We start from the raw sequence: 24,061 nt of genomic DNA, 5'->3' as shown, positions 1-24,061 counted from the left end.
TGAGATGAATTCTTTTTTAAATGGCAGAACTAAAACTTAATGATTTTATATAATTTTCCATGTATTTCCAATTAGGTTCATAAGACTTATTTTTTTCATTATAAAAACTAGGAAGTGATATTGTGGATTTATTCATCCTCTCAAGTCCCCATTTTCTTCCATATTGATATTTGAATTTTTCTTGTTTTAACACGGTTATTATAAACATTGCATTATATTTGTTAATTGATGGATTTTTTAATATAGAAACATCGCTTGATGCAACAAAATTATAATCATGAAAAAATGCTTCACCAACACTTCCATTGTTTGCAACAGTAATTGAGTTAGTATTATAAATATTTTCTATATCTATATCACAATAACCACTAATCCCATTATCTTTTGAAGTTGAACTAATATAAGGTATATTTCCTATTTTTTTAGGCTTAGAACCAAATGTACCTCTTTTAATATCAAATATTTTATCCAAAATAAATTCACGCCAATCATCTGTATTCAAATTATATTTTTTATTTTCTAGTGGTATTTTAATATTATCTTCAATTTTTAAATCTATATTATACAAGAAATTAGGAATTTCATTAATATTTGGAATTTTAATACTTCTAATAGTTCTATTAGCTTGTCTACCCCAACTAAATTTATATTGATTTTTGAAAATAGCATAACTGTAAAATAATTTTTGAATATTTGATAATTTTATTTTAGGAGTTAAAATTGCAACATGATATGATGTATAAAATTCTCTAGTTTGTATAAATGTTGATAATACACCACTACCACTTAGTGCAACAGACAATTCTCCTGCTTTTCCAGTTTCTACACCATTAATTCTTTTTACATAAGCTGCGATTCCATTATCTTGTGATTTTCTAGAAACATAAGCTACACCATTAGGATCATCAATATCAGTAATCTCAAGTTTATTTAAATCTAATGAATGTCCATATCTAACACTAAATATATCTTCTAAAATAGTCATTTTATTTCTCTGTTAAAATTTTATGTATAGCAAATTTTCTTACAACTTCTTCAAATTCTTTTTGTGATAATTGACTATAATCTGTTTGCATATAAGCTTCTGCACACCATTCATCATCTGCTGTTACATATGCAGTTACAGATTCTCCAGCATGCACTTCATTATTTCTATAAGCTTCTATCCATTTATCTTTTATTGATTCCCATTTTTTCTTTAAATCAATTCTTCCCATATTCTTAGTTTTTTCAAATCCATCATCTTTCCAATATCCAAACCAAGACTTCTTTTTTGAATCTAAATGAGGTTTATGAGCTTCAAAAACAACAATACAAGTTATTGTACCTACAGGATAAAATAGTTCATTTGGCATACTCATAACAGCTTTTAATGTGTGTTTGTTTAAGATATCTTGTTTTGCTTGACTTGGACTAATAGCACAACTCATAGGAACAATTGCTACTCCAATTCCACCTTTTTTTAATTGATCTAACATATGCTTAACAAAATACAATTCATGTAATTCTACATCACTTTTAGATTGAGAGTATGGTGGATTTAGAAATCCAACAGTTGGTTTGAGTTCTTTAATAGATTTTGTTATAGCATCATCAAAACAAGAACCTTGATGTAAATTAGCTTTTCCATCTCCTCTTAAAATCATATTTGATGCTGCTAGAGCAAACATTTTAGGATTATTTTCTATTCCAATCAGCCTATTTTTTTTAATATCAATCCTCTCTTCTTGAGTTAAAGCAGTTTTTAGCATTGATTGCATTGCTGATATTAAAAATCCACCCGTACCCGCACAAATATCTAAAACTTTATCATTCTTATTAACATTAGCTATATCACAAAATAATTCTGTAACATGTCTTGGTGTTAATACAATTCCTAATGCTTTTTTATCTCCACCAGTATATTTTAAAAATTCACCATAAAAATGTCCTACAACATCAAAATTATGATATACACTTATGAAAGGCCAAACGTTATCATTTATTTCTCTTATTACTTCGTATAATACACCTTGAGGGTACTGTTTTATAAGTTTTGAATCTGGTTTACCTAAATTTGGTTGAGATGCAACATTTGCATAAGGTTGTAACATAGTGTCTTTTTTCGCTTGAGGTATATCAGCACTCTCTAATTCTTTTTTGATTGCTCTTAACCATTCTTCTGGCATATCTTCTGCAGAATAATTTTTAAAAGATTTTGAAAAAGATTTATTCATTAGAGCAATTAATGTTCCAGATACTAACAAAGGCTTATCTTCTTCTGATATTTTTGCTCTAGTCCATATAAATTCATGTAAGCTTCTTGCAAATGCAATAAGATCTTGATGTCTTTTCGATTCAACTTCTGGATCAAAAGCTGATAATCTGTAATAATCATCAAATGTAACAATAGTATCTACTATTTTACATGATTCATTAGTAAGTACTTTTATATTATTACTTTCGCAAGGAATTAAGAAATTAGATATTTTTAGAGAATCTTCTGTTGTACCACTTACTGCAATAGCTAAAACAGTATATTCTTTTGAAAGAAATTTTGCATAATGCAAAACACCATCAACCGCAAAATCTACTGGTTTATCTTTATTATCACTTTCATGTTTTTTAACATCAGCTTTACATTCTATAACTATAATAAAATCAGTATCTAGCGTATTTGTAATAATGAATTCAGGGTATCCACCATTACCTGAACCTTTTTTACTAGACTTTGCTAATAATTTTTTAACTTTTTGTACTTCAGATTTTTGTTCTTCAACTGTGATACTATTATCAGGTTCATAATAGTTTAAACTTCTTAATCTATCTCTTACTAAATTTTCCGTAATTCTCTCATTTGACATTATTAGCTTTCCCCTTTATATCAACATTTATGTAATTTCATTATGTAAAACTTTTATCATACTTACATTTAAGTTATAATCATATAAATTTAATATATTTATTGATTGTTTATTTATGTATCTAAAATTTTGAATTATAATAGTTCTATTTATTCTTGTTTAGTTCCATTTATTATTAGAAATGACATTTGAAGATAGTTTATGCGTAAACTCTTTGGTGTAAGAGTTTGGTCTTCTAGTGCCTACAATTGAAATTTTTCTTTTTTTCAAAAGCTCTAAATTTCCAATGTAATATAGCTCTTGTGGATATTTTTTCATCAAGTTTAATTCATCTATTTTAAAATTAACTAAATTTATCATAGTTACTTCCTAAAATTTTTTTAAAGTTTAACTAAAATTTTATAAATATGGAAGTTGATTTAAAAATATTGGTTCAACATCTTCAAATAGATATTTTGATTCTTTTAATACCTTAAAAGTAACATCATAAGGGTGTCCAATAGCAATAGCAAATCCCTGTTTTTTTGCTATTTTTATTGCCTCTTTTAGTTGATTTTGAATTTTAGTAAAGTCTCTTTCATTATCCAAAAATGTATCTCTTACAATATATGGCATTTTATATTTTACACTTAACTCTTTTGCAACAGAGTTTGGTGAAGTTTTACTATCAACAAATATAAAATTATATTTTTTTAATGCACGAAATAGTCTATCCATAGCTTCATAATTCTCTGTAAAAACAGAACCTGTATGGTTATTTGTATAAATTGCATTTGGAAATAGTTTTCTTAACTCTTTTACTCTAGACTCAATTTTTTTATAAGTATCATCAATATTTAATGTCTTTATCTCTACACTTTTAAATGCACTTGAAGCTTGAAGTGGGAAATGTATCATATAAAAATCTAATTTTGATACAATTTTTGCAGAGTTTATATGCATTGGTGTTGGTGGTAGAAATGACATAGTTATTGGATAACCTATATCTAAAATCTTATTTATATGAGTTTGACTTACAACATCATCTATTACAATTACAATTTTAGCTTTACTGTTTTTACTTGGAATAAATTTATCTTTTTTTGTAACTATACCTTTGTCATCACTTTTTCTAATATCTTTTTTTTCTATTATCTCTTCTTGTGTTTCAATTATAGGTTCTTCATATAAATTTTTCTCTTTTTTCTCTTGTATCTGTAAAGATTTTTCAAAGAGTAAAACATCATCTTTTAAACCTTTTGTCTCTAAAATCTCATTCATAACCTCGTCATTTGAATACTCTTTTTTATCTTGTAATACTTTAGGAGTATCAATAACTACTGATTTTTCAAGACTTTTATTTAATAAGAAATATGAAAAAGATAGCAAAATTACAATTAAAAAAAGAGCTACTAAAAAGTTTCTAGCTAATACTTTTCTAGTTACATTTCTTTTAACAACAGCACTTTTTCTAGCTGTTTTAGTTCTTTTTTTAGTTGAATTGTTTTTTGTTTTTTGATTGTTTTTATTCATTATAAAGCTTTATTTTAAGAGGATAACCTCTTAAAATAATTAGTTAGTCTCTTGATTTACTATTTTTTTAGATGCAATCCATGGCATCATATTTCTAAGTTTTACACCCGTTTGCTCAAGTAAAGAGGCTCTTGTATTTGCTCTTTCAGCATTCATTCTTGGATATCCAGCTTGTCCTTCAAGTATGAAATCTTTAGCAAATACACCATTTTGAATCTCTTTAAGAATTTGTCTCATAGCTTTTTTAGACTCATCATTGATAACTCTAGGACCAGAAACATAATCTCCATATTCAGCTGTATTTGAAATAGAGTATCTCATATCAGCAATTCCACCTTCATACATTAAGTCAACAATTAGTTTTAACTCATGTAAACACTCAAAGTATGCCATTTCTGGCTCATAACCAGCCTCTGTTAATACTTCAAATCCAGCTTGAACTAAAGCAGTTGCTCCACCACAAAGAACAGCTTGCTCACCAAATAGGTCTGTTTCAGTCTCATCTTTGAAAGTAGTTTCAATAATTCCAGTTCTTCCTCCACCAATTGCGCTAGCATAAGCAAGAGCAACTTGTTTTGTATCACCAGATGCATCTTGATGAACTGCGATTAAATCTGGAATTCCTCCACCTTTAACAAACTCACTTCTAACTGTATGTCCTGGAGCTTTTGGTGCAATCATCATGATATTCATGTTTGCAGATGGGATAATTCTTTTATAGTGAATATTAAATCCGTGTCCAAATGCTAAATAAGCACCAGCTTTTAAATTTGGTTTAATCTCTTTTTCGTAAATCTCAGATTGACTCTCATCTGGTAATAAAATCATTACAACATCAGCAATTTTTGTAGCTTCAGCTACTGTTAAAACTTTAAAACCTTTAGCAACAGCTTTATTCCAAGAAGATCCACCTTCTCTTAATCCAACAACAACTTCAACACCGCTATCTCTTAAGTTTTCAGCGTGTGCATGACCTTGTGATCCAAATCCAATCATCGCAACTTTTTTTGATTTTATTAACTCAATATTACAATCTTTGTCGTAAAATACATTTACTGCCATTTCTAGTCCTCTATTTTTGAAAATTTTGTAAGATTATACAAAACCTTAACTAAATATAATATAATGATAGAATTAAAAAAGGATTTGAGTTGTTAAAAGAGATATTTATAAAAATAGAAAAAGAGATTTTTGAGTTTCAAAATAGTGAATTAGAAATTTTAGAAAAGTATATTAAAGATAAAATAGTTATAAAAAATGATAATAGATATGAGATAAATTCTAAATATAAGATTGGAATTTTAAAAATAGAGAAGAATTTTGCAATATTAGAGGATTTAACTAATCCAATAAAAAATATAAAATTGGAGTTAGATAGTTTAAATGGCGCATTTAACAATGATTTAGTATTAGCAAAGCGTATATTTAATCCAAGAAGTAAAATAAAAGCAAAAATTGAAAAAGTATTAGATGGTAAAAAAGCAGAAATTTTAGTCTATGTTAAAGATAAAACATTTGTTACTTTAAAAGAGAATATCTTTTTAAATAGTTCTAAAGCTTCAAAGTATAAACAGAGTGATGTTTTGATAGTAGATAATAAAGAGTTTGAAGAGATTGAGTTTATTGGAAATTTAAATGATGCAAAAATAGATGAGTTTATCTCTTTATATCTACATGAAGAACTTTATAGAGATAAACAAAGAGTTGAAGCTGATGATTTTATTGAAGATATAGAACAAAGAGTTGATTTAAGAGAATTGCCATTTTGTACAATAGACCCAAATAGTGCAAAAGATCATGATGATGCTATATATTTTGATGAGAAAAATAGCACACTTTTTGTAGCAATTGCAGATGTCTCATATTTTGTAAAAGAGGGTAGTCCTTTAGATAATTTAGCTTTTAAAAAATCATCTACTATATATCTGCCAAGTAGAACTTTGCCAATGTTACCAGCAACATTGAGTGAAAATTTATGTTCACTTAAAGAGGGACAAGATAGATATGCCTATGTTTTTAAATTAAAACTAGATTTAAAAAAGTTAAGAGTTGAAAAGAGTGAACTTTTTACAGCAATTATAAAAAATCATAGAAATTTCTCTTATGGTAGAATTGATAGAGTTTTAGAAGGTAAATTTGATTTATATAATAGTTTAGAAAAAGAGATTTTTGATTATTTACTACCTTTATATAAAATTACAAAAAAGTTTAGAGCAGATAGATTAAAAATAGGTTATGACTTTAGAACTATTGAGAATAGATTAAAATTAAAAAACTATTTATTAGATTCAATTGAAGTTGAAAACTCTACACCATCTCATCAATTAATAGAGGAGTGTATGTTATTAGCAAATATTGAAGCTAGTAAAAAAGTTGGAAATTTAGGAATATTTAGGATTCATGAAGAGCCAAATTTTAAAGCTTTATCAAAGCTAGTTGATGATGTAAATATTTTAGGAGTAAAAGTAAAACTTCAAGAAAATGTTCACAAAACTATTACTCATATTCAAGAAGAATCAAGTAGGGCACTAATTAGAGATGAAGTTGATGAGCTTATTATTCAAAGTCTTACTCAAGCAAAATATAGTTCAAAAAACTTAGGTCACTTTGGTTTAGGATTTAAATCATACTCTCACTTTACAAGTCCTATTAGAAGATATTCAGATTTAGTTCTTCATCGTATTTTAAAAACCAAAAAGTTACCAAAAAATATAGATGATATTTGTACTCATATATCAGAACAAGAGAGAAAAATAGATAAACTTGTTTGGGATTTTGAAGATAGAAAATATGCAAGATGGGCATATGATAATATTGATAGTGAAATTAAAGTAAAAATAGTTGATACAGAAAGAGCTAAAGCTGTTTGTTATGATAAGATAATCGGATTAAAAGTAGTTTTAGAGAACTATAAAGGTCAAAAACTTTTTTCAAAACATAAAGTTAAAATAGTATCAAGTGATTTAGCAACTAAATTAATAGTTGCTAAAATATTATAAGTTTATACACTTATTTAAAGATGCTAAATAAGGTTCAACTTTTTCGCTTGTAACATATTGACCAACAAGTCTCTCTTTTTCATTTACAAAAATAGGAGCAACAAGATTTATAATTGAGTGTTCAACTGGATTTTGTGATACTAAAACAAAATATGTAGAAAAATCATCTTTTGTTTTAATCTTTAATTTATCTAAAGATATTTGATCAATTTCAAAATCAAAAGATACTCTACTTAATATATTGATGTTTACAATAGAAATTTTTGAACCATCTTCAAATTTCAAATAAGAAAAATATTCATCAATTTTTTCTATATCCAGTTTTTCGTTATTCTCAAATCCTAAAATTGGTAAAACAATTTTATACATTTATGACCCCTTTTGTTAGAATAGAAAAAATTATATTGAAAGTAAACTTAGGATACTATTTTATTTATGTATAAAAGTGAATTTGATAAATATTTAAAAAGTGGCAAAAAATTTAGCTCATATATGTTTTATGGACAATCTACATTTATGGTGGAGTTTTATTCGTCTATTATTGCAAAAATAGTTGCAAAAAATGAGGATATTGAAAAAATATATTATGATGAGTACAATTTTAAATATATTCAAAATAGACTTCTTCAATCATCACTTTTTTCATCATCAAATATAGTCTTACTAAAAATAGCAAAAAAAATTCCTAAAAAAGAGTTAGATGCATTGGTTTTAGCTGCAAGTACAAATCAAGATAGTACATTAATAGTTGCATGTTTTGGAGATGATGCTGATTTTAAATCTATGGAGAGTAGTTTTAATACTAAAACCAATTCAGCTTTTGTTAGATTTTTTCCTTTAAAAGATAGCGAAGCAATAACATATTTAGAGAATGAAGCAAAAATTATTGGACTTGATTTTGAAAAAAGTGCATTAAATCATCTATTTTTTATGCATAAAGGTGATTTAAATCTTTGTGTAAATGATTTGAATAAATTAAAAATATTAAATGATAAAATAACTTCAAAAGATGTTGATATTCACTGTTTTGGACTTGGGCTTGTAAACTTTGATAATTTTTTACATGAACTTTTAAGCTTCAAAGATGTAACCTCTGATTTAGATCTACTTTTAGAAGAGGGGATGGATAGTGTTTTTATTGTAAATCAAATTACTCAATTTGTTCATCAACTTTTTTTAATAAGCTCTTATGCTAGAAGCTTTGGAGCGCCAAATGCTATTGAGATATTAGGATTTAATCCTCCAAAAGATATTTGGGAAAAAAAAGCAAGACTTGCAATAAACACAAATCCTAAAAAATTCTTAAAAATATATGATTTTTTATTAAATTTAGAACTTGACCTAAAAAATTCTAAAAGAATTTCAAATCCATCTTTGTTTTTACAATCAAGTATAAGAAAATTTACAGCTTTATTTAGATAAAATCTCACACTTTACAAAAAAATAATCCTTGCTGATAGGTCTAGGAAGTGTAAAGAAAATCGGCAGAATCTAAAAGGAGAACGAATGTCTAAATTAAAACATTATGAAACAATGTTTATTTTAAAGCCTACATTAACTGAAGAAGAGACTGTAGCACAGCTTGAAGGAATTAAAGCTCTATTTGAAAAAAATGGTGCAGAAATTGTTTCTACAGATAATATTGGTGTTAAAGAGTTGGCTTATGAAATAGCTAAACAAAAAAGAGGTTACTACTATGTAATCTATTTTAAAGCTCCAGCTGCTTCACTTGCAGAAATCGAGAGAAATTATAAAAATAATGAAAACTTAATGAGATTTATTTTTATTAAATATGAGAGTAAAAAAGAGATTGCTTCTTGGACAAAAATGAGCGACGACGCTCTTAAAAAAGCAGCAAAATAATCTTAAAACAAGGAGCCTTTTATGTACAATAAAGTAATAATGGTAGGAAATCTTACAAGAGATATTGAACTTAAATATCTTCCAAGTGGTGCGGCAGTTGCTAGAAGTTCTATTGCAACTTCATACAAATATAAAGCACAAACAGGAGAGCAAAAAGAGGAAGTATGCTTTTTGGAGTTTAATATTTTTGGCAGAATTGCAGAAGTTGCTAATCAGTACTTAAGAAAAGGTTCAAAAGTTTTACTTGAAGGAAGACTAGTTTATGAATCTTGGACAGCTCAAGATGGATCTACTAAAAATAGACACACTTTAAGGGTTGATGAGATGAAGATGCTAGATAGTAAGGGTTCAAATGAAGGCTCTGGATATAACAACCAGTCTCAATCTTATGGTAATTCAAACCAAAACAACTATGGTGTACAAGCACCTAAAGATTATGAACAACCTTCTTATAATAACTATGGTGGTGGAGCTATGAAGCCAAATAAGGCTTCAAATATTCCTGAAATTGATATTGATGACGAAATACCGTTTTAGAAAAAGGAGATAATATGTCAGAAAAAAGAAAATATGGAAAAAAATCTTGTAAATATACAGAGATGAAAGTTGATTTTATTGATTATAAAAACATCGAGCTTTTAAAAATTTCTATGAGTGAAAGAGGTAAAATTATGCCAAGAAGACTTACAGGAAACTCTAAAAATGCTCAAGAAATGGTAGAAAAAGCAATTAAAAGAGCAAGACATATGGCACTTGTTCCTTATGTTGTAGATACTCAAAATCTTACAGATACAGCTTACTCAAAATCATTTTTATAATAAATGATTACAAACGAAACAAAAGTTTCGTTTGTTAAGCTTAAACTTTTAAATTAAAATTTTTTTAAAATCTTATAATTTTTCCCAAACAGTTCCGTTTATATTATCCATAATAGATATTCCAACTCTATTTAACTCATCTCTTATTGCATCAGCTTTTATAAAATCTTTATTTGTTTTAGCTTCAGCTCTTTCTTTTAAAAGAGTTTCTATTTGATTTTTTAACTCTTCATCAACTCCAAATTGAAAATAAGCAAAAGCATCACTTCCACCAATTCCTAAAGCTTTTTCAATATAAGCTATATTTGAAACAATAGTTTGTTTTAGATTTTTATCTTTAGGATTTAAATCTAATTTATCATTTGAGTTATTTATAAATTCATCAATAATAGACAATGCAACTGGAGTATTAATATCATCATTTAAAGCTTTTAATAAACTATTTTCAAAATTTTTATCTTGTAGTTTTGATTCAATACCATAAACTCTCTTTTTTAATCTATAAAGCTTGTCTAATCTTCTTTTAGAAGTTATTAAATCCTCTTCATTAAAGTTTATATCAGCTTGATATTTTGCACTTAACAAATAGTATCTTACAACCTCTGCGCTATAAGGTTTTAAAACATCTTTTAAGAAAAATGAGTTTCCTAAAGATTTACTCATTTTTTCACCATTTATATTTACAAAACCATTATGAAGCCAATACTTAGCTAGATTTTGTCCACTATCGCATCTTGTTTGACTAGCCTCATTTTCATGGTGAGGAAATAGTAAATCAGCTCCTCCACAGTGAATATCTATTTGATATGGTTCATCACTATAAGCTAGATGTTTTTTAATCATAGCACTACACTCTATATGCCAACCAGGTCTTCCTTTACCAAAGCTTGATTCAAATGCTACATCATCACTTTTTTCAAACTTCCAAAGTGCAAAGTCTGCACTATTTCTTTTTTCAATATCACCTTCAACTCTGGCTTTTGAATCTTCACTTATTTTATTTGATAAACTACCATATAATTTATCTTTTGAAACATCGAAATATACACTAGTTTGTGTTTTATATGCAATATCTTTTTTGATTAAATTTTCAATCATATTCTTCATGGCTTCAAGATTTAAAGTGGCTTTTGGTTCTAATGAGTTTGGTAAAACATTTAAAGCTTCCATATCTTTTTTATATAAATCTATATAAAAACTTGTAATATCTTCTAGACTTTTACCACTTTGATTCATTTTTTTGATAATTTTATCATCAATATCAGTAAAATTCTTTGTCATAATAACTTCATATCCGTTTAGTTTTAAAACTCTATGAAGAAGATCAAAAGCAATAGCACTTCTAGCATGTCCTAGATGAGAGTTGTCATAAACAGTTGGACCACAAACATATATTTTTACAATACCATCTTTTATTGATTTAAATTCAACTTTTTCTTTTTTTGATGAATCAAATAAAAATATCTTTTCCATACTATTTAAATAGTGCCTCTAGTGATGAAACATCAGATTTTGTCTCTTCTTTTTTTGTCTCATTATCATTTAAATTTATGTTTGTACTACCAACCTCTTTAATCTCAATATCATATTTTGTAAGCATAGAAGCTAATCTAATATTAAGTCCCTCTTTTCCAATTGCTTTTGATTTTTGTTCACTATTTATTGTTACAATAGCTTTACCTTTTTCACCATTTTTAGGCTCAGTTTCAACAACTACACTATTTACAATTGCTGGACTTAAAGCTCTTGCAATAAATATTTCAGGTGTACTTGAATACTCAATACAATCAATATTTTCTCCATTTAGCTCTTTTGAAACAGAGTTTATTCTAACCCCTTTTACTCCAACAACAGCACCAATAGCATCAATTGTAGGACTTAAAGAGTTAAGCGCAATTTTAGATCTAGTTCCTGGAATTCTAGCACTTGCCTCTATTATAATTTTTTCATCTTTAAGCTCAGGAACTTCAACTGTTAATAGATTTTCTAAAAATTTAGGACTAGTTCGTGATAAATCAACTATTAAACCTAAGTTTTTATCAATATTTACACCTCTTACAACAGCTTTTAAAGTATCTCCTACTTTAAATTTTTCACCTTTTATTCTATTTTTTCTTTGTAAGATACCTTTGATTTCACCAATTTCAATAAAAGTATTATCAGCTTTATCAACTCTTGTAACTACAGCAGATACAGTTTTTCCTACTTTTTCTTTATATTTTGCCATAATATTTTCTTCAATAAATCTTTGAAGTCTATATTCAAAATTGCTTGAAAGAATAACAGCTGCATTTCTTCCCATATTTTCAAACTCTAATTCATAGCTTAAAAAATCTCCAAGTTCTAAGTCACTATTTATAGCTTTAGCTTCATCTATTGATATAAAATTCTCTTTATTTAAAGGTTTTCCTTCACTATCAACACAACCATCTTGAAGCTTCTTGTCATCATTTGCAACCACTTCAATTTTTTGAAAAAGAATTAATTTTTTATTTGCTCTATCTATTTTTGCATCAAATATCAAAGAGTGGTCAACCATCTTTTGAGCAGTTTTTATTAAAGCCTCTTTTAAAGCTGCTTCTACATCAGTAATTTTAAGACCCTTTTCATAAGCAATAGAGTCTAAAATATCAATTATTTTATCCATAAATGTACCTTTATTTGTTTTTAACATTGAAATGGTGAGTTTGATTTTCAATGCAAGTTTTAGAGCAATAGTATATCTAATTTACCTTTTATAGAAATTAAAGCAATTTTTGAATAAAATGTCCGATTAATTATAAAAAAAAGGTTTAATAAATGGAATTACTACTTGCTAGAAATGAATTAAATGAGAAGCCAAAAAAAGTTCAATTAGATAAGATTAAAGATGAACTAAAAAAAGAGGCTCAGAAGATTTTTTATTTTGATAGAGACAACTCACACAAAGATATGATGGCTTTAGTTGAATCTTTAGAAAAAGAGGGTTTTAATATCTACTTTAGAGAGATAAAGTATGGTTTAGCAGATGATGAGTATATGTATGAGGTTCATGCTCTTTAATTTTTTGAGTATATAAAATATGAGTAAAAAACTATTTATACAAACTTTAGGGTGTCAAATGAATGACACCGATAGTAAACATATACAAGCTGAACTTGAAAAACATAAAGGTTATACAGCTACACAAAATATTGAAGATGCAGATTTAATAATCATAAACACTTGCTCTGTTAGAGAAAAACCTGTTCAAAAACTTTTTTCTGAAATTGGACAATTTAATAAAAAGAAAAAAGAGGGTGCTAAAATTGGAGTTTGTGGATGTACTGCATCGCATTTAGGTCAAGATATAATAAAAAGAGCACCATATGTAGATTTTGTATTAGGAGCTAGAAATATATCAAAAATAAAAGATGTAGTTGATATAAAAGGTGCCGTTGAAATTAGTATTGAAAATGATGATTCACAATATGATTTTGCAACACCAAAAACAAATAATTATAGAACAAGTGTTAATATATCTGTTGGTTGTGACAAAGAGTGTACATATTGTATAGTTCCAAGCACAAGAGGAGAAGAGATATCTATTCCTCCTTTTATGATAGTTTCACAAATACAAAAAGCTGTTGATAATGGTGCTGTTGAAGTTATGCTTTTGGGACAAAATGTAAACTCTTATGGAAAAAGATTTAGTAATAGCTCAGATAAATATAGTTTTACAAAACTTCTTCAAGATATATCAAAAATAGAGAAACTTAAAAGAATAAGATTTACATCTCCTCATCCACTACATATGGATGATGAGTTTATAGAGGAGTTTGCAAAAAATCCTAAAATTTCAAAATGTATTCATATGCCACTTCAAAGTGGTTCAAACTCTATTTTAAAAGCTATGAAAAGAGGATATACAAAAGAGTGGTTTTTAAATAGAGCATTTAGATTAAGAGAGCTTATTCCAGAACTTAGAATTACAACAGATATTATTGTCGCTTTTCCAGGTGAGAGTGATGAGGATTTTAGTGATACTATTGATGTTGTAAATCAAGTTAAATTTGATCAAATATTTAACTTTAAATACTCAGCAAGACCAAATACAAAAGCACTTGCTTTAAAAGATATTGAAGTTTCTGATGAGGTTGGAAGTGCAAGACTTGAAGAGTTAATAGAGCTTCATAAAAGACATTTAGAACAAACTATGCCAAAAATGGTTGGAGAGACTGTAAATGTTTTAATTGAGAGTCTAAAACCAAATGGTGAAGTAAGTGGATATACAGATAATTACTATTTAGTATTTGCAAAAGGAAGTGATGAGTTGCTTGGAAAATTTGTAGATGTAAAAATAACAGAAGCAACAAGAACATCACTAAAAGGAGAAGTTGTAGCATAATGTGGAAAAAATTTAAAAAAAGATTTGCTCCTAAAATTTTATATTATTTAGTAAAGTTTATATATGCTACAAACAAAAAAGTTTATCACCATCCAAATGATGATAAAGAACCTTTTATAATTTCAATGTGGCATGCAGATTTGATGTCACAACCATATAATTACTTTGCATTTAAAAAAAATGGTATTGTAAAGGCTATGATTAGTGAAAATAGAGATGGTGAAATTATTTCTAAATTGGTTGAAAACTTTAATATAGGTTCTATTAGAGGATCATCTTCAAAAGGTGCAGCTAAAGTTATGATTTCTGCATTAAAAGAGTTAAGAATTGGAAATGATATAGCAATTACTCCTGATGGTCCAAGAGGTCCTAGGTACAGTATTGCAGATGGTATTGTTGCGATTGCACAAAAAAGTGGAAAAAAGATTAGATGTTTTAATGCAATTCCTACAAAGTATTGGCAATTTAACTCATGGGATAAATTTATTCTTCCAAAACCTTTTGGTAGGATTGATTTTTATATAAGCGAACCCTTTAGTGTAGATAATTTGGAGCTAGATGAAGCAAAAAAAGTTATAAAAGATAAGATGTTAATTCACTCTTTAGATTAATTTAGGAAATAAAAATGTTTAAAAAAGATACTCTGTTTATAAATCTTATAAAGCAAAACAATCAGCTAAAAATAGAACAAAAAAAATTTAAAAAAGATACTCCTATAAAAGTTTCAAGCTCTACATATTTAGTAGATGAGGATATAATTCCTTCAAATATTTCACAAAAATTAAACTCCATTCAAACATCGCAGGAGTCATATCTAAGCACTTTATTATTGAGTGATACTACAAAAATTGTTCCTAAAAAAAGTGCTAAAGTAAAAGATTGTACGATTATTGATTTTGATTTAAGACATGATATTGTTGTTCTTGATACTACTTTATTTGAGACTAAAAACTATTTTGCATCTTGTGGAATAGATTTTATATATTCAGCATTTCACATAATGAAGCAACATATAATTAGACATACACCAAAAAGTGAACTAATAGTATTTATTTATAATAGTAGAGCATATATTTTAATAGTTGATAAGCATAGTAATATTATCTATAACGAAGTTATTCCATTGCTTAGTTTTGATACGGTTAAAAAGACACATTTTTATGAAAATGATATAGAGGGTCAAAAACTTTTTGATGAGCTTTATTATCTTGAATTAAATAATATTTTACAAAATGTCCTTTTAACATTTCACAAACAAAGAGATGATATTTTTGTTCAAAAAATATCTTTGCTTTTACCATTAAAAAATCTATCAAAAGAGCAGATAAATAGTTTAAGTCAAGAGTTAAAACTAAAAATTGATGATTTTACTGTTGATATTGATAAAGAGCTAGATATTTTAACTAAAGAGAATTTAGGAGTTAATAGTTTTGTAAAACCAAGAGCTAAAAAAGTAAAAAATGATCCAAGATATATTATTTTAGTATTTTTATTTGCATTTTTGATTTATGGTGCATATTATGTATTCAAAGATATAAACTTTATTAATCTTGCACAACAACTAGATTTAATTAAAAAAGAGAAAAAAGTAGAGATTAATCTTCCAAATCATGTAGAAGCAAATGAGTTATTTGCTCAAAAGATTCAAAATATATTTCAAACAGTTCCGCAAAAAGTGATGATTAACTCAATGAAACTAGATAAAAATAGTTTAGAGCTTGAAGTTTTGGTAAAAGATGATACAAATTTAAAACTATTTACAAGTTCACTTAGTGGAATTTATAAAAATTATAAAATGAATAAGCTAGATAATAATCCTGAGGATTTTAGTGTAAATTTGAGCTTTGAAAATGAAATAGACTCTTTAGATTCTATGAAAAAATCTATAAAAATAGAGTATATGAGTGATGATATATTTACAATTGATGAGATAAAAGAGCATCTACAAATACTTTTAACTCAAAATAGTGAGATAGTTTTTGTAAAACAAGAGAGAGTAGATGAGTTAAATAAGTTAACATTTAGTGCGAAAATTAATAATTCAAATCCTCAAGAGTTCTTTGATTTAATAGCTAAGTTAAATGAAGAGTTGTACTCTATAAACTTAAGTTTTCCTATTCTTATGCAAAATAATCAAGAAGATGGAATAGAGATTAAATTTTATTTAGACTATTTTCAAAAGAGAGATTAAATTTTAATCTTCTCTTTTAATATACTTTTAATTCGTTGTAGATACTATCTCTTTCAACAGGTATAAATCCAGAGTTTTTGATTAAATCAATAAATTCACCTACACAAACCCCATTTTTACTAGCAGCTCCAGCTGCACTTTGAATTGACTCTTTTTCAATAGTTCCATCAACATCATTTGCACCAAACTCTTGAGCAATAAGTGCTAATTTTACTGTTGAAGTTGCCCAATATGCTTTTATATTTGGAATATTATCAAGAAGTAGTCTTGATATTGCATAGGTTTTTAAAATCTCATTTGCAGTTATTGGTTCTTTTACTTTTAAGTAGTTATTTTCTGTTTGAAATACAAGAGGAATAAATGCATTAAAACCACCTGTTTTGTCTTGAAGCTCTCTTAATCTTAAAATATGGTCAACTCTATGCTCTTTAGATTCTATATGTCCAAAAAGCATTGTTGCATTACTTTTTTTACCTCTTTTGTGCCAAAGTTCATGAATTTTCAACCAATCTTCACTACTAACCTTTCCACCACAAATTCTTTTTCTAATCTTCTCATCAAAAATTTCAGCTCCACCACCTGGCATAGAGTCAACACCACTTTGAATCATAGTATCAATAAGCTCTTCATAGCTTAAGTTGTATTCACTACTTAAAAAATGAATTTCAGCTGCTGTTAAGGCTTTTATGTGAATTGATGGAAACTCTTTTTTTATTTTTTTAAAAATATCCATGTACCACTGTAGTCCAGTGTGAGGATTGTGCGCTGAAACTATATGAACCTCTTTAATTCCATTTTTTGATGAGTCTCTAACAGTTTGTATCATCTCTTCATGAGTTAGAGTATATTGATTTGGATTTTTTCTTGTAGCACTATATGCACAAAATTGACAAACATCTTTACAGATATTTGTTGGGTTAATGTGCCTATTTATATTAAAATATGTCTTTTTTTGATGTTTTTGCTCTCTTATTTTATTTGCATAATACCCTAAAGTAATAACATCCAAATCATAAAGTTTTACCCCATCTTCAAAATCTAATCTAATATTTTTCTCTAATTTCTCTTCTAAAGTCATAATTTCCTACTTACAATCTATATCTTTGATATAGTTTCCATTTTTATCTCTATAAATAAAACCAATACAGTTTTTATTTAAATCTAAATCATCAAAAACAACTTTATAAACAGTAGTTTTAAACTTTGTTTGCATATCTTCAACGCTTTGTTTATTTACAACTTTTAGATTTTTTATATTTTTATGATCAAGTTCAAATAAAACTTCACTAAATTTTTCAACTTTTAGAGTTTGAAGAGTTACAAAAGTTAAAATTCCAAGAATAACTATAATTGATATAGTTATTACAGTTTTTTTAGGTAGTTTTCTAGTTTGTTGTTGATTCATTTTGATACTCTTGTATTGGTTTAAAAGAACAATCATTTCCATCATAATACTCTATATTACCATCTTCAATTTTGTAATACCAACCATGAATTTGAACTTTTCCCTCTTTTATTTTTTGTACAATATAGGGGAATGTTAAAAGGTTTTCCATTTGATATACAATTGAAACCTTCTCTGTTGTTCTGTAAATTTGTTCTTTATCATTTTTGTTTAAAGTTGCTAAAAGTGTGTACTCTTTAGCTTTTTTTCCAAGCTCTAACCACTTTTTAATATTTACTAAATCAGGAGAATCTCCTAAATCTTGGTATAGACTCTTACAAGCTCCACAATGAGAGTGTCCACAAACTATAATATGTTTTACATTTAAAATATTTACAGCATATTCAATAACAGCACTTGTTCCATGAAAATCTTCATCAGGATTATAAGGTGGCACAAAATTTCCAACATTTCTTAAAATAAACATATCACCTGGTTTTGTATCAAGAACCAAATCAGGTGTCACTCTACTATCGCTACAACCAATAAATAAAATCTCTGGATGCTGTCCTGTGTCTGCAAGTTGTTTTAAATCTGCTTCGTATTTAGAAAATCTAACTTCTCTAAATTTTTTATTACCCTTTATTAAATCATTTATCTGCATTTAATTCCTTTATCAATTTACAAACGCTTTTTAACTTATTGTTACTAATATCGATTTTTGCAATAAGTCTAATAATAGCACTTTTAACTGTTGGTTGCCTTATTGCTCCAACTAAAAATCCACTCTCTTTTAAGCTCTTTTGGATCTTTAAAACTTTTTTATTATCATTTACTAATATTGGAATAATAAGTGATTTTGAATCTATTCCTAAATAGCTTTGGATTATACTTAAGTTTTTATTAATTTTTTGTTTTAGTTTTTGCTTGTTATTTAAAATATATTTTAAAGATTCCAATCCAAGGGCTGTGTCAAAAAGTGAAGGAGCTGTTGAATATATAATCGGTTTTGCTCTATTTTCTAAAAATTTTATGATATCTTTTGAGGCTAATATATATGCTCCATAAGAGCCGTAAGCTTTTCCTAAAGTCCCCATTTTTATATGATTTTTTTCAATTTTTATATTATAAAAATCAAAAACTCCTAAAAGATTATCCCCAATTACTCCAGAACTATGAGCTTCATCTACTACTAAAATAGCGTTATATTTATTGGCTATTTCAAAAATCTCTTTTTTTGCTAAATTACCACTCATAGAGTAAACACCCTCTATTGCAATAATCTTTCTTCCACTGTTATTTGATGATAAAATTTTATTTTCTAAATCTTTCTCATCATTATGCAAAAATGTAACTACTTGATTTTTATCTAAAAGTTTTGAGGCTAAAATACCACTTGCATGATACTCTTCATCAATAAAGAGCATATCACCTTTTCGAACCAGCGCTTCTAGCAAAGAGATATTTGCTAAAAAACCACTTCCAACAATAATTGCATCTTCAAAACCATTTGCAAAAGAGAGTTTTTTTTCAAAATCTTTATGAATTTTTGAATAACCATTTACAAGCATTGATGCTTTTGGTGCAAAATAGTTGTTTTTTAAAACTCTTTTATATGCTTTTTCAAAAAGTTTTCTATTTTTTGCTAATCCTAAATAGTCGTTTGATGCTAAATCTAATAATTGATTATTAAATAGAACTCTATTTCTTGTTCTATTTGCTTTTTCTATTGCTTCAAGCTCTTTTTTATACAAATTCACTCCATTAATTAATAGATATAATAGCTAAAAATTGATTAAATTTTTAAAATGCTAGTTTTTTGCTATTACAAGATTGTAAAATCTTTTTTGTATTTCAAAGTACACTAAAACAAGCCAAAGATGTTTTTGCGACCTTCATCTTTGGCTATTTTTATAAAGTTATATTCTCTAAAAACTCTATTCTATCTTCATTTACAACTATTGCATCAATACAAAAATTAACATCTAAATTTTTAATTTGTAAATAGTAAAGAGCACTTCTTTTTACTTTTGATAACTTAGAATTTGTTAGATTTGATATTGCAGTTTCATAATCTTCACCTGATTTTACTTCACAAAAGTGATAAACACCATCTTTTATTGCAATAATATCAATTTCACCTATTTTTTTTGCATAAAAATTTGTTTCTACAACTGTAAAGCCAAGCTCTTGCAGAAAAAAAACTGCTCTTTCTTCTGCAAAATCTCCCTTAGCTCTACTCATATTTATGCACCTGTAGCGAAAGTTAAAAGTTCAATAGTATCATTTTTTTGTGGTATATAATTGCACCATTCATCTCTTTTTACAATATCCATATTAACTGCACAAGCCATAATTTCATCAATATTTTTTAAATTTTTTATTATCTCTTCTAGTGTTAAATTACTCTCTATTTTTTGTAATTTACCGTTTATTATTACTTCCAAACTCTCTTCCTTTAAAAAATGGGAAGAAATTATACTTATAAACTTCTTAATAGTTGGTTTACACCATCTGTAACTAAAGAGTAACAAATAAAAGAGTATAATCTCATATTTAAAGGAGATTAAATGCAAAAAAAGACAAAAATTTTAGCAACTTTAGGACCTGCAAGCAATAGTTTAGAGATGATTGAAAGATTAATTGATGCTGGTGCTAATATGTTTAGACTGAATTTTTCACATGGTAGTCATGAGTATCATCAAGAGACAATTGATAATATTAGAACTGCAATGAAAAATAAAAATAAAATTGTAGGAATTTTACAAGATATTTCTGGACCAAAAATAAGAGTTGGAGAGCTAAAAGAGCCGTTTAACTTAAAGAGTAAAGATACTATAACTTTTGAAAAAGAGGAGATTGTTGGATATAAAAAATCTGAAAATGAGTATGTTGTATCTATTAATTATCCATATATTTTAGAGAAAATAAAAAAAGATGAGTATATCTATTTATATGATGGAGTTATAAAAGCAAAAGTTATTGAGACTAAACCAAAGGTTGTTGCTCAAATCGAAAACTTTGGAACATTAAGTTCAAGAAAGGGTGTTAATTTTCCAAATACTGTTATAAATATTGAAGTTATTACAAAAAAAGATGAAGCTGATATTGCATGGGGAGTTAAAAATAGAGTTGACTATTTTGCAATCTCTTTTGTTCAAAATGCAAATGATATGAAAAGAGCAAGAAAGCTTCTAGGAAGTTATAATGGAAAATTAATAGCAAAAATTGAGAAGTTTGATGCTGTTTCAAATATAGATGAAATTATGGATAATAGTGATGGAATAATGGTTGCAAGGGGAGATTTAGGAATTGAAGTTCCTTATTATGATGTTCCTACTATTCAAAAAATGTTGATTAAAAAATCAAATGAAAGAGGAATCCCTGTAATTACTGCAACTCAAATGCTTCTATCTATGACTCAGAATGAAAGAGCAACAAGAGCTGAAATCTCAGATGTTGCAAATGCTGTTTTAGATGGAACTGATATTGTAATGCTTTCTGAAGAGAGTGCTGTTGGAGATAATCCAACAAATGTTGTTGAGACTATGCAAAATATTATTAGCCAAACAGAAAAAATTTATGACCATACAAAAAGAGACTCTTTGCCATATTTAGATGAGTTTGATGTGATTCAAGCAACAGTTACAAAACTTGCTGATGACTTAAATGCTTGTGGAATTTTATCTTTAACAAGTACAGGAAACTCTGCTAGAAAGATGTCAAGATATAGACCAAAAACACCACTTTATACATTTACGCACAATAAAGAGACTTTGACACTTTTAACTGCAATTTGGGGAGTTGAACCAGTTGCTGTAATTAAAGAAGCACAGGCATCTAAAATGATTCAAAATATGTTAAGAACATTGGAGAAAAATGGTGTTTTAAATAAACAAGGATTATATATATGTACAGTTGGATATCCAGTTGGACTTCCAGGAAGTACAAATACAATAAAAATTTTAACACCAAGTGAAATAGAGTACTATATGAACTTTAAAGAGAATAGACAAAAAGCTAAGAAGAGTAAAAAAGAGGCTAAGAGCTAGAGATATCTAGTTCTTACCATAAATTTCTGAATAAGAGTGCATTCTAGCAGTTACTTTTTGTAGATAGTTTTTAGTCTCATCATAAGGTAAATCTTTTAAGAGTTTATTATAGACCTGTTTTGGAGTCATTGAGTTTATTATTGGTGCTGCATTTGCCATATTTGTTGTTTTTGAAAAAGTTCTAGCAACATTTCCAGCTCCTGTATTATAAGCTGCAATTGCACAATATAAACGACTTTCATCATTTGTTATTCTTGATAGATATTTATAATATAACATATGTAAATATGCTGTTCCCATTGTTATATTGTTTGTTGAGTTATAAAGATATGTATCGCTTACAAGTTTTTCCTCTTTATATAAGAAATTATAAACATCTCTTCCAGCAGAGCTTGGAACTATTTGCATAAGACCAAAAGCTGGGATATGTGATCTTGCTTTTGGATTAAAACTACTTTCAGAGTGCATAATTGCAAATATTAAACTTTTTGGAATCTCTCGTATTTTTCCCTGTTTTGTAACTTCACTTTCATACTCTTTTGATTTTTTAACCATGGCATCGCTTGGCATTGCTACAACTACACTATAAACTTTTTGATTTGGTACTTTTGGATTATTTCGTACCTTTATTGTTTGATTGTTTATATTTTTATTCGTATATATATTTAACTCTTTATTTGTTGGTTTTTTACCAAATATAACATTTGATAAAATAGACTCATTTTTTAAAGATGAGCTTACAATACTACTTTTTGGTTTTATATTTGATAGTTTTTTTTCAAATGGATCTATACGATTAAACTCATCTGTATCAATACTTGCAAGAAGAGCTAACTCTTTTTTTAAATTTTTACTAGCCTCTTCATAAGAGCTTGCTATTGTTTCAACAACAATTCTTTCATTTTCAAAATCTATTTCACCTCTAGTTTTTTTATCATCTGTATAATTTACTAAAGATTTTGCAGTTGGCATTTTTGCAACTTCCCAAAGTTTTGATGCTTCGTTTTTAAACTCATCAAAAGCTTCTTGTTGAGCCTTTTTATACTCTTCAAACTCTTTAAGAGAGTTTTCTTTATAAAGATTAAAAGAGTTTAAATCTCTATTTTTTTGTGCATTAAAAGAGTCTATTTTTTTTTGAAAATTACTCTCTTGCTCTTTTTGATACTCTTGAAAATTTTCTGCTTGTAATAAACCTATAAATAAGGCAAGAAGAGTTATTTTTCTCATTTTTTATTCCATTATATCTGCGGGTGCGTAAACTTCACCCTTCATAATAATTCTTGCACTTCTACTCATTGTAGCTTTATCAACAATATATTTTCCGTTCTCTTTTTTGATAACTGCTCCAACCTTTAAAGTTCCAGATGGATGACCAAATTCAACAGCAGTTTTCTCACCTCCACCAGCAGCTATATTTACTAAAGTTCCTTCAATACAAGCAGCAACTCCAATAGCTACTGAAGCTGTTCCCATCATTGCATGGTGAAGTTTTTGCATAGATAAAGCACGTACGTGTAAATCTATTTCGCTAGCTTTTACCTCTTTACCACTTGAAGTAGTAAAATCACTTTTTGGAGCAACAAATGCAATTTTTGGAGTGTGTTGTCTTGTCTCTGCTTCTTTTAAATCACTTATAAGACCCATTTTTAAAGCACCATAAGATCTTATTTTTTCAAATCTAGCTAAGGCTTGGGCATCACTATTTATATCAGCTTGAAGTTCTGTTCCTTTATATCCAATATCAGCAGCATTCAGGAAAATTGTTGGAATTCCAGCTGTTATCATAGTTGCTTTAAATGTTCCAATACCTGGAACTTCTAAATCATCTACTAAATTTCCAGTTGGAAATAACTCTTCACTTGGATCAACAGGTTCTGCAAATTCTAGTAAAATCTCTTCTGCTGGAAAAGCAACACCATCAATATAGTAATCTCCCATCTCTTTTACTTGTCCATCAACCATTGTTACATAACAAAGAATTGTTTTTTTGATATTTGCTTGCCAAATTCTTACACAACAAACACCATTTTGCG

Annotated in this window: 26 protein-coding genes; 10 read left to right on the top strand and 16 right to left on the bottom strand. The window is 27.4% G+C overall.

Going from position 1 to position 24,061, the window contains the following annotated elements; all coding sequences use genetic code 11:
- Positions 1–16: 16 nt before the first annotated feature.
- The 5 genes from WC168_RS03525 to ilvC form a co-directional block, all read right to left on the bottom strand.
- Positions 17–985, bottom strand: coding sequence for a restriction endonuclease subunit S (locus WC168_RS03525; RefSeq protein WP_372617562.1), 969 nt, complete (start codon positions 983–985; stop codon positions 17–19).
- 1 nt (position 986) lies between these two features.
- On the bottom strand, positions 987–2,843 hold the full coding sequence (locus WC168_RS03520) for a class I SAM-dependent DNA methyltransferase (protein WP_372617560.1): 1,857 nt from the start codon (positions 2,841–2,843) through the stop codon (positions 987–989).
- A gap of 159 nt (positions 2,844–3,002) precedes the next feature.
- Positions 3,003–3,203, bottom strand: a complete 201-nt coding sequence (locus WC168_RS03515) for a DNA-processing protein DprA (RefSeq protein WP_372617558.1) — start codon at positions 3,201–3,203, stop codon at positions 3,003–3,005.
- Between the two features lie 39 nt (positions 3,204–3,242).
- On the bottom strand, positions 3,243–4,355 hold the full coding sequence (locus WC168_RS03510) for a divergent polysaccharide deacetylase family protein (RefSeq protein ID WP_372617556.1): 1,113 nt from the start codon (positions 4,353–4,355) through the stop codon (positions 3,243–3,245).
- Positions 4,356–4,394: 39 nt separating this feature from the next.
- The gene (ilvC, locus tag WC168_RS03505; RefSeq protein ID WP_066351408.1) at positions 4,395–5,417 is read right to left on the bottom strand and encodes a ketol-acid reductoisomerase; all 1,023 of its coding nucleotides are present in this window, start codon (positions 5,415–5,417) and stop codon (positions 4,395–4,397) included.
- Positions 5,418–5,506: 89 nt separating this feature from the next.
- On the opposite strand from ilvC, the gene WC168_RS03500 reads away from it, so the two are divergent.
- Positions 5,507–7,354 (top strand): RNB domain-containing ribonuclease, encoded by a 1,848-nt coding sequence (locus tag WC168_RS03500; protein ID WP_279133968.1) that lies wholly within the window; start codon positions 5,507–5,509, stop codon positions 7,352–7,354.
- Here the strand turns inward: WC168_RS03500 and fliW are convergent.
- On the bottom strand, positions 7,349–7,723 hold the full coding sequence (gene fliW, locus WC168_RS03495; RefSeq protein WP_372617553.1) for a flagellar assembly protein FliW: 375 nt from the start codon (positions 7,721–7,723) through the stop codon (positions 7,349–7,351). The two genes, WC168_RS03500 and fliW, sit on opposite strands and share 6 nt — an antisense overlap.
- Positions 7,724–7,789: 66 nt before the next feature.
- Between fliW and holA the strand changes: the two genes are divergently transcribed.
- From holA to rpsR, 4 genes are all read left to right on the top strand, one after another.
- Complete coding sequence (gene holA / locus WC168_RS03490) at positions 7,790–8,776, top strand: DNA polymerase III subunit delta (RefSeq protein WP_066161875.1); 987 nt, start codon at positions 7,790–7,792, stop codon at positions 8,774–8,776.
- A gap of 84 nt (positions 8,777–8,860) precedes the next feature.
- Entirely contained in the window at positions 8,861–9,217 is a 357-nt protein-coding gene (gene rpsF, locus WC168_RS03485) for a 30S ribosomal protein S6 (protein WP_066356604.1), read from the top strand.
- 21 nt (positions 9,218–9,238) lie between these two features.
- Positions 9,239–9,754 (top strand): single-stranded DNA-binding protein, encoded by a 516-nt coding sequence (gene ssb / locus WC168_RS03480; protein ID WP_066356602.1) that lies wholly within the window; start codon positions 9,239–9,241, stop codon positions 9,752–9,754.
- A 14-nt stretch (positions 9,755–9,768) separates the two neighbouring features.
- Positions 9,769–10,035 carry a 30S ribosomal protein S18 gene (gene rpsR / locus WC168_RS03475; protein WP_066161867.1) on the top strand — a complete coding sequence of 89 codons (267 nt, stop codon included), beginning with the start codon at positions 9,769–9,771 and terminating at the stop codon, positions 10,033–10,035.
- A 72-nt stretch (positions 10,036–10,107) separates the two neighbouring features.
- Here rpsR and cysS read toward each other — a convergent pair whose 3' ends face one another.
- On the bottom strand, positions 10,108–11,508 hold the full coding sequence (gene cysS / locus WC168_RS03470; RefSeq protein ID WP_372617549.1) for a cysteine--tRNA ligase: 1,401 nt from the start codon (positions 11,506–11,508) through the stop codon (positions 10,108–10,110).
- A 1-nt stretch (position 11,509) separates the two neighbouring features.
- Positions 11,510–12,682: a transcription termination factor NusA gene (gene nusA, locus WC168_RS03465; RefSeq protein ID WP_372617547.1), complete on the bottom strand. Its 1,173-nt coding sequence runs from the start codon at positions 12,680–12,682 to the stop codon at positions 11,510–11,512.
- A gap of 152 nt (positions 12,683–12,834) precedes the next feature.
- Between nusA and WC168_RS03460 the strand changes: the two genes are divergently transcribed.
- Genes WC168_RS03460 through WC168_RS03445 form a run of 4 tightly spaced genes read left to right on the top strand, consistent with a single transcriptional unit; the run spans position 12,835 to position 16,592 of the window.
- The gene (locus WC168_RS03460) at positions 12,835–13,077 is read left to right on the top strand and encodes an HP0268 family nuclease (protein WP_066351399.1); all 243 of its coding nucleotides are present in this window, start codon (positions 12,835–12,837) and stop codon (positions 13,075–13,077) included.
- A gap of 19 nt (positions 13,078–13,096) precedes the next feature.
- A complete protein-coding gene (gene miaB, locus WC168_RS03455; protein WP_319087404.1) occupies positions 13,097–14,401 on the top strand; it encodes a tRNA (N6-isopentenyl adenosine(37)-C2)-methylthiotransferase MiaB in 1,305 nt (434 codons plus the stop codon).
- Positions 14,401–15,012, top strand: coding sequence for a lysophospholipid acyltransferase family protein (locus WC168_RS03450; RefSeq protein ID WP_066161851.1), 612 nt, complete (start codon positions 14,401–14,403; stop codon positions 15,010–15,012). The genes miaB and WC168_RS03450 overlap by 1 nt, the downstream gene beginning before the upstream one ends.
- Before the next feature lie 14 nt (positions 15,013–15,026).
- Complete coding sequence (locus WC168_RS03445) at positions 15,027–16,592, top strand: hypothetical protein (RefSeq protein WP_372617544.1); 1,566 nt, start codon at positions 15,027–15,029, stop codon at positions 16,590–16,592.
- Between the two features lie 16 nt (positions 16,593–16,608).
- On the opposite strand, the gene mqnE is transcribed toward WC168_RS03445, so the two are convergent.
- The 6 genes from mqnE to thiS form a co-directional block, all read right to left on the bottom strand.
- Positions 16,609–17,670 (bottom strand): aminofutalosine synthase MqnE, encoded by a 1,062-nt coding sequence (gene mqnE, locus WC168_RS03440; protein ID WP_129098631.1) that lies wholly within the window; start codon positions 17,668–17,670, stop codon positions 16,609–16,611.
- Between the two features lie 6 nt (positions 17,671–17,676).
- Positions 17,677–17,997 carry a hypothetical protein gene (locus tag WC168_RS03435; protein ID WP_066161843.1) on the bottom strand — a complete coding sequence of 107 codons (321 nt, stop codon included), beginning with the start codon at positions 17,995–17,997 and terminating at the stop codon, positions 17,677–17,679.
- Positions 17,978–18,640 carry a carbonic anhydrase gene (locus WC168_RS03430; protein ID WP_372617542.1) on the bottom strand — a complete coding sequence of 221 codons (663 nt, stop codon included), beginning with the start codon at positions 18,638–18,640 and terminating at the stop codon, positions 17,978–17,980. Before WC168_RS03430 ends, WC168_RS03435 begins: the two co-directional genes overlap by 20 nt.
- A complete protein-coding gene (locus WC168_RS03425) occupies positions 18,627–19,730 on the bottom strand; it encodes an aminotransferase class I/II-fold pyridoxal phosphate-dependent enzyme (protein ID WP_372617540.1) in 1,104 nt (367 codons plus the stop codon). The genes WC168_RS03430 and WC168_RS03425 overlap by 14 nt, the downstream gene beginning before the upstream one ends.
- Before the next feature lie 157 nt (positions 19,731–19,887).
- Entirely contained in the window at positions 19,888–20,220 is a 333-nt protein-coding gene (locus WC168_RS03420; protein ID WP_066161832.1) for a YraN family protein, read from the bottom strand.
- 2 nt (positions 20,221–20,222) lie between these two features.
- Positions 20,223–20,423: a sulfur carrier protein ThiS gene (thiS, locus tag WC168_RS03415; protein WP_066161830.1), complete on the bottom strand. Its 201-nt coding sequence runs from the start codon at positions 20,421–20,423 to the stop codon at positions 20,223–20,225.
- Between the two features lie 123 nt (positions 20,424–20,546).
- On the opposite strand from thiS, the gene pyk reads away from it, so the two are divergent.
- On the top strand, positions 20,547–22,028 hold the full coding sequence (gene pyk / locus WC168_RS03410; protein WP_279133983.1) for a pyruvate kinase: 1,482 nt from the start codon (positions 20,547–20,549) through the stop codon (positions 22,026–22,028).
- Positions 22,029–22,034: 6 nt separating this feature from the next.
- Here pyk and WC168_RS03405 read toward each other — a convergent pair whose 3' ends face one another.
- The gene (locus WC168_RS03405) at positions 22,035–23,255 is read right to left on the bottom strand and encodes a murein transglycosylase domain-containing protein (protein WP_066161823.1); all 1,221 of its coding nucleotides are present in this window, start codon (positions 23,253–23,255) and stop codon (positions 22,035–22,037) included.
- 3 nt (positions 23,256–23,258) lie between these two features.
- Positions 23,259–24,061 (bottom strand): PrpF domain-containing protein (locus tag WC168_RS03400; protein ID WP_372617537.1); only part of this gene is annotated, 803 nt, incomplete at its 5' end.

The organism is Aliarcobacter sp. (assembly GCF_041672065.1).
Lineage (GTDB): Bacteria > Campylobacterota > Campylobacteria > Campylobacterales > Arcobacteraceae > Aliarcobacter > Aliarcobacter skirrowii.
This window is presented reverse-complemented; position numbering and strand designations above follow the sequence as displayed.

Coding starts and splice junctions, on each gene's coding strand:
- WC168_RS03525 (WP_372617562.1), bottom strand. CDS start 985: ATGACTATTTTAGAAGATATATTTAGTGTTAGATATGGACATTCATTA.
- WC168_RS03520 (WP_372617560.1), bottom strand. CDS start 2,843: ATGTCAAATGAGAGAATTACGGAAAATTTAGTAAGAGATAGATTAAGA.
- WC168_RS03515 (WP_372617558.1), bottom strand. CDS start 3,203: ATGATAAATTTAGTTAATTTTAAAATAGATGAATTAAACTTGATGAAA.
- WC168_RS03510 (WP_372617556.1), bottom strand. CDS start 4,355: ATGAATAAAAACAATCAAAAAACAAAAAACAATTCAACTAAAAAAAGA.
- ilvC (WP_066351408.1), bottom strand. CDS start 5,417: ATGGCAGTAAATGTATTTTACGACAAAGATTGTAATATTGAGTTAATA.
- fliW (WP_372617553.1), bottom strand. CDS start 7,723: ATGTATAAAATTGTTTTACCAATTTTAGGATTTGAGAATAACGAAAAA.
- holA (WP_066161875.1), top strand. CDS start 7,790: ATGTATAAAAGTGAATTTGATAAATATTTAAAAAGTGGCAAAAAATTT.
- rpsF (WP_066356604.1), top strand. CDS start 8,861: ATGTCTAAATTAAAACATTATGAAACAATGTTTATTTTAAAGCCTACA.
- ssb (WP_066356602.1), top strand. CDS start 9,239: ATGTACAATAAAGTAATAATGGTAGGAAATCTTACAAGAGATATTGAA.
- rpsR (WP_066161867.1), top strand. CDS start 9,769: ATGTCAGAAAAAAGAAAATATGGAAAAAAATCTTGTAAATATACAGAG.
- cysS (WP_372617549.1), bottom strand. CDS start 11,508: ATGGAAAAGATATTTTTATTTGATTCATCAAAAAAAGAAAAAGTTGAA.
- nusA (WP_372617547.1), bottom strand. CDS start 12,682: ATGGATAAAATAATTGATATTTTAGACTCTATTGCTTATGAAAAGGGT.
- WC168_RS03460 (WP_066351399.1), top strand. CDS start 12,835: ATGGAATTACTACTTGCTAGAAATGAATTAAATGAGAAGCCAAAAAAA.
- miaB (WP_319087404.1), top strand. CDS start 13,097: ATGAGTAAAAAACTATTTATACAAACTTTAGGGTGTCAAATGAATGAC.
- WC168_RS03450 (WP_066161851.1), top strand. CDS start 14,401: ATGTGGAAAAAATTTAAAAAAAGATTTGCTCCTAAAATTTTATATTAT.
- WC168_RS03445 (WP_372617544.1), top strand. CDS start 15,027: ATGTTTAAAAAAGATACTCTGTTTATAAATCTTATAAAGCAAAACAAT.
- mqnE (WP_129098631.1), bottom strand. CDS start 17,670: ATGACTTTAGAAGAGAAATTAGAGAAAAATATTAGATTAGATTTTGAA.
- WC168_RS03435 (WP_066161843.1), bottom strand. CDS start 17,997: ATGAATCAACAACAAACTAGAAAACTACCTAAAAAAACTGTAATAACT.
- WC168_RS03430 (WP_372617542.1), bottom strand. CDS start 18,640: ATGCAGATAAATGATTTAATAAAGGGTAATAAAAAATTTAGAGAAGTT.
- WC168_RS03420 (WP_066161832.1), bottom strand. CDS start 20,220: ATGAGTAGAGCTAAGGGAGATTTTGCAGAAGAAAGAGCAGTTTTTTTT.
- pyk (WP_279133983.1), top strand. CDS start 20,547: ATGCAAAAAAAGACAAAAATTTTAGCAACTTTAGGACCTGCAAGCAAT.
- WC168_RS03405 (WP_066161823.1), bottom strand. CDS start 23,255: ATGAGAAAAATAACTCTTCTTGCCTTATTTATAGGTTTATTACAAGCA.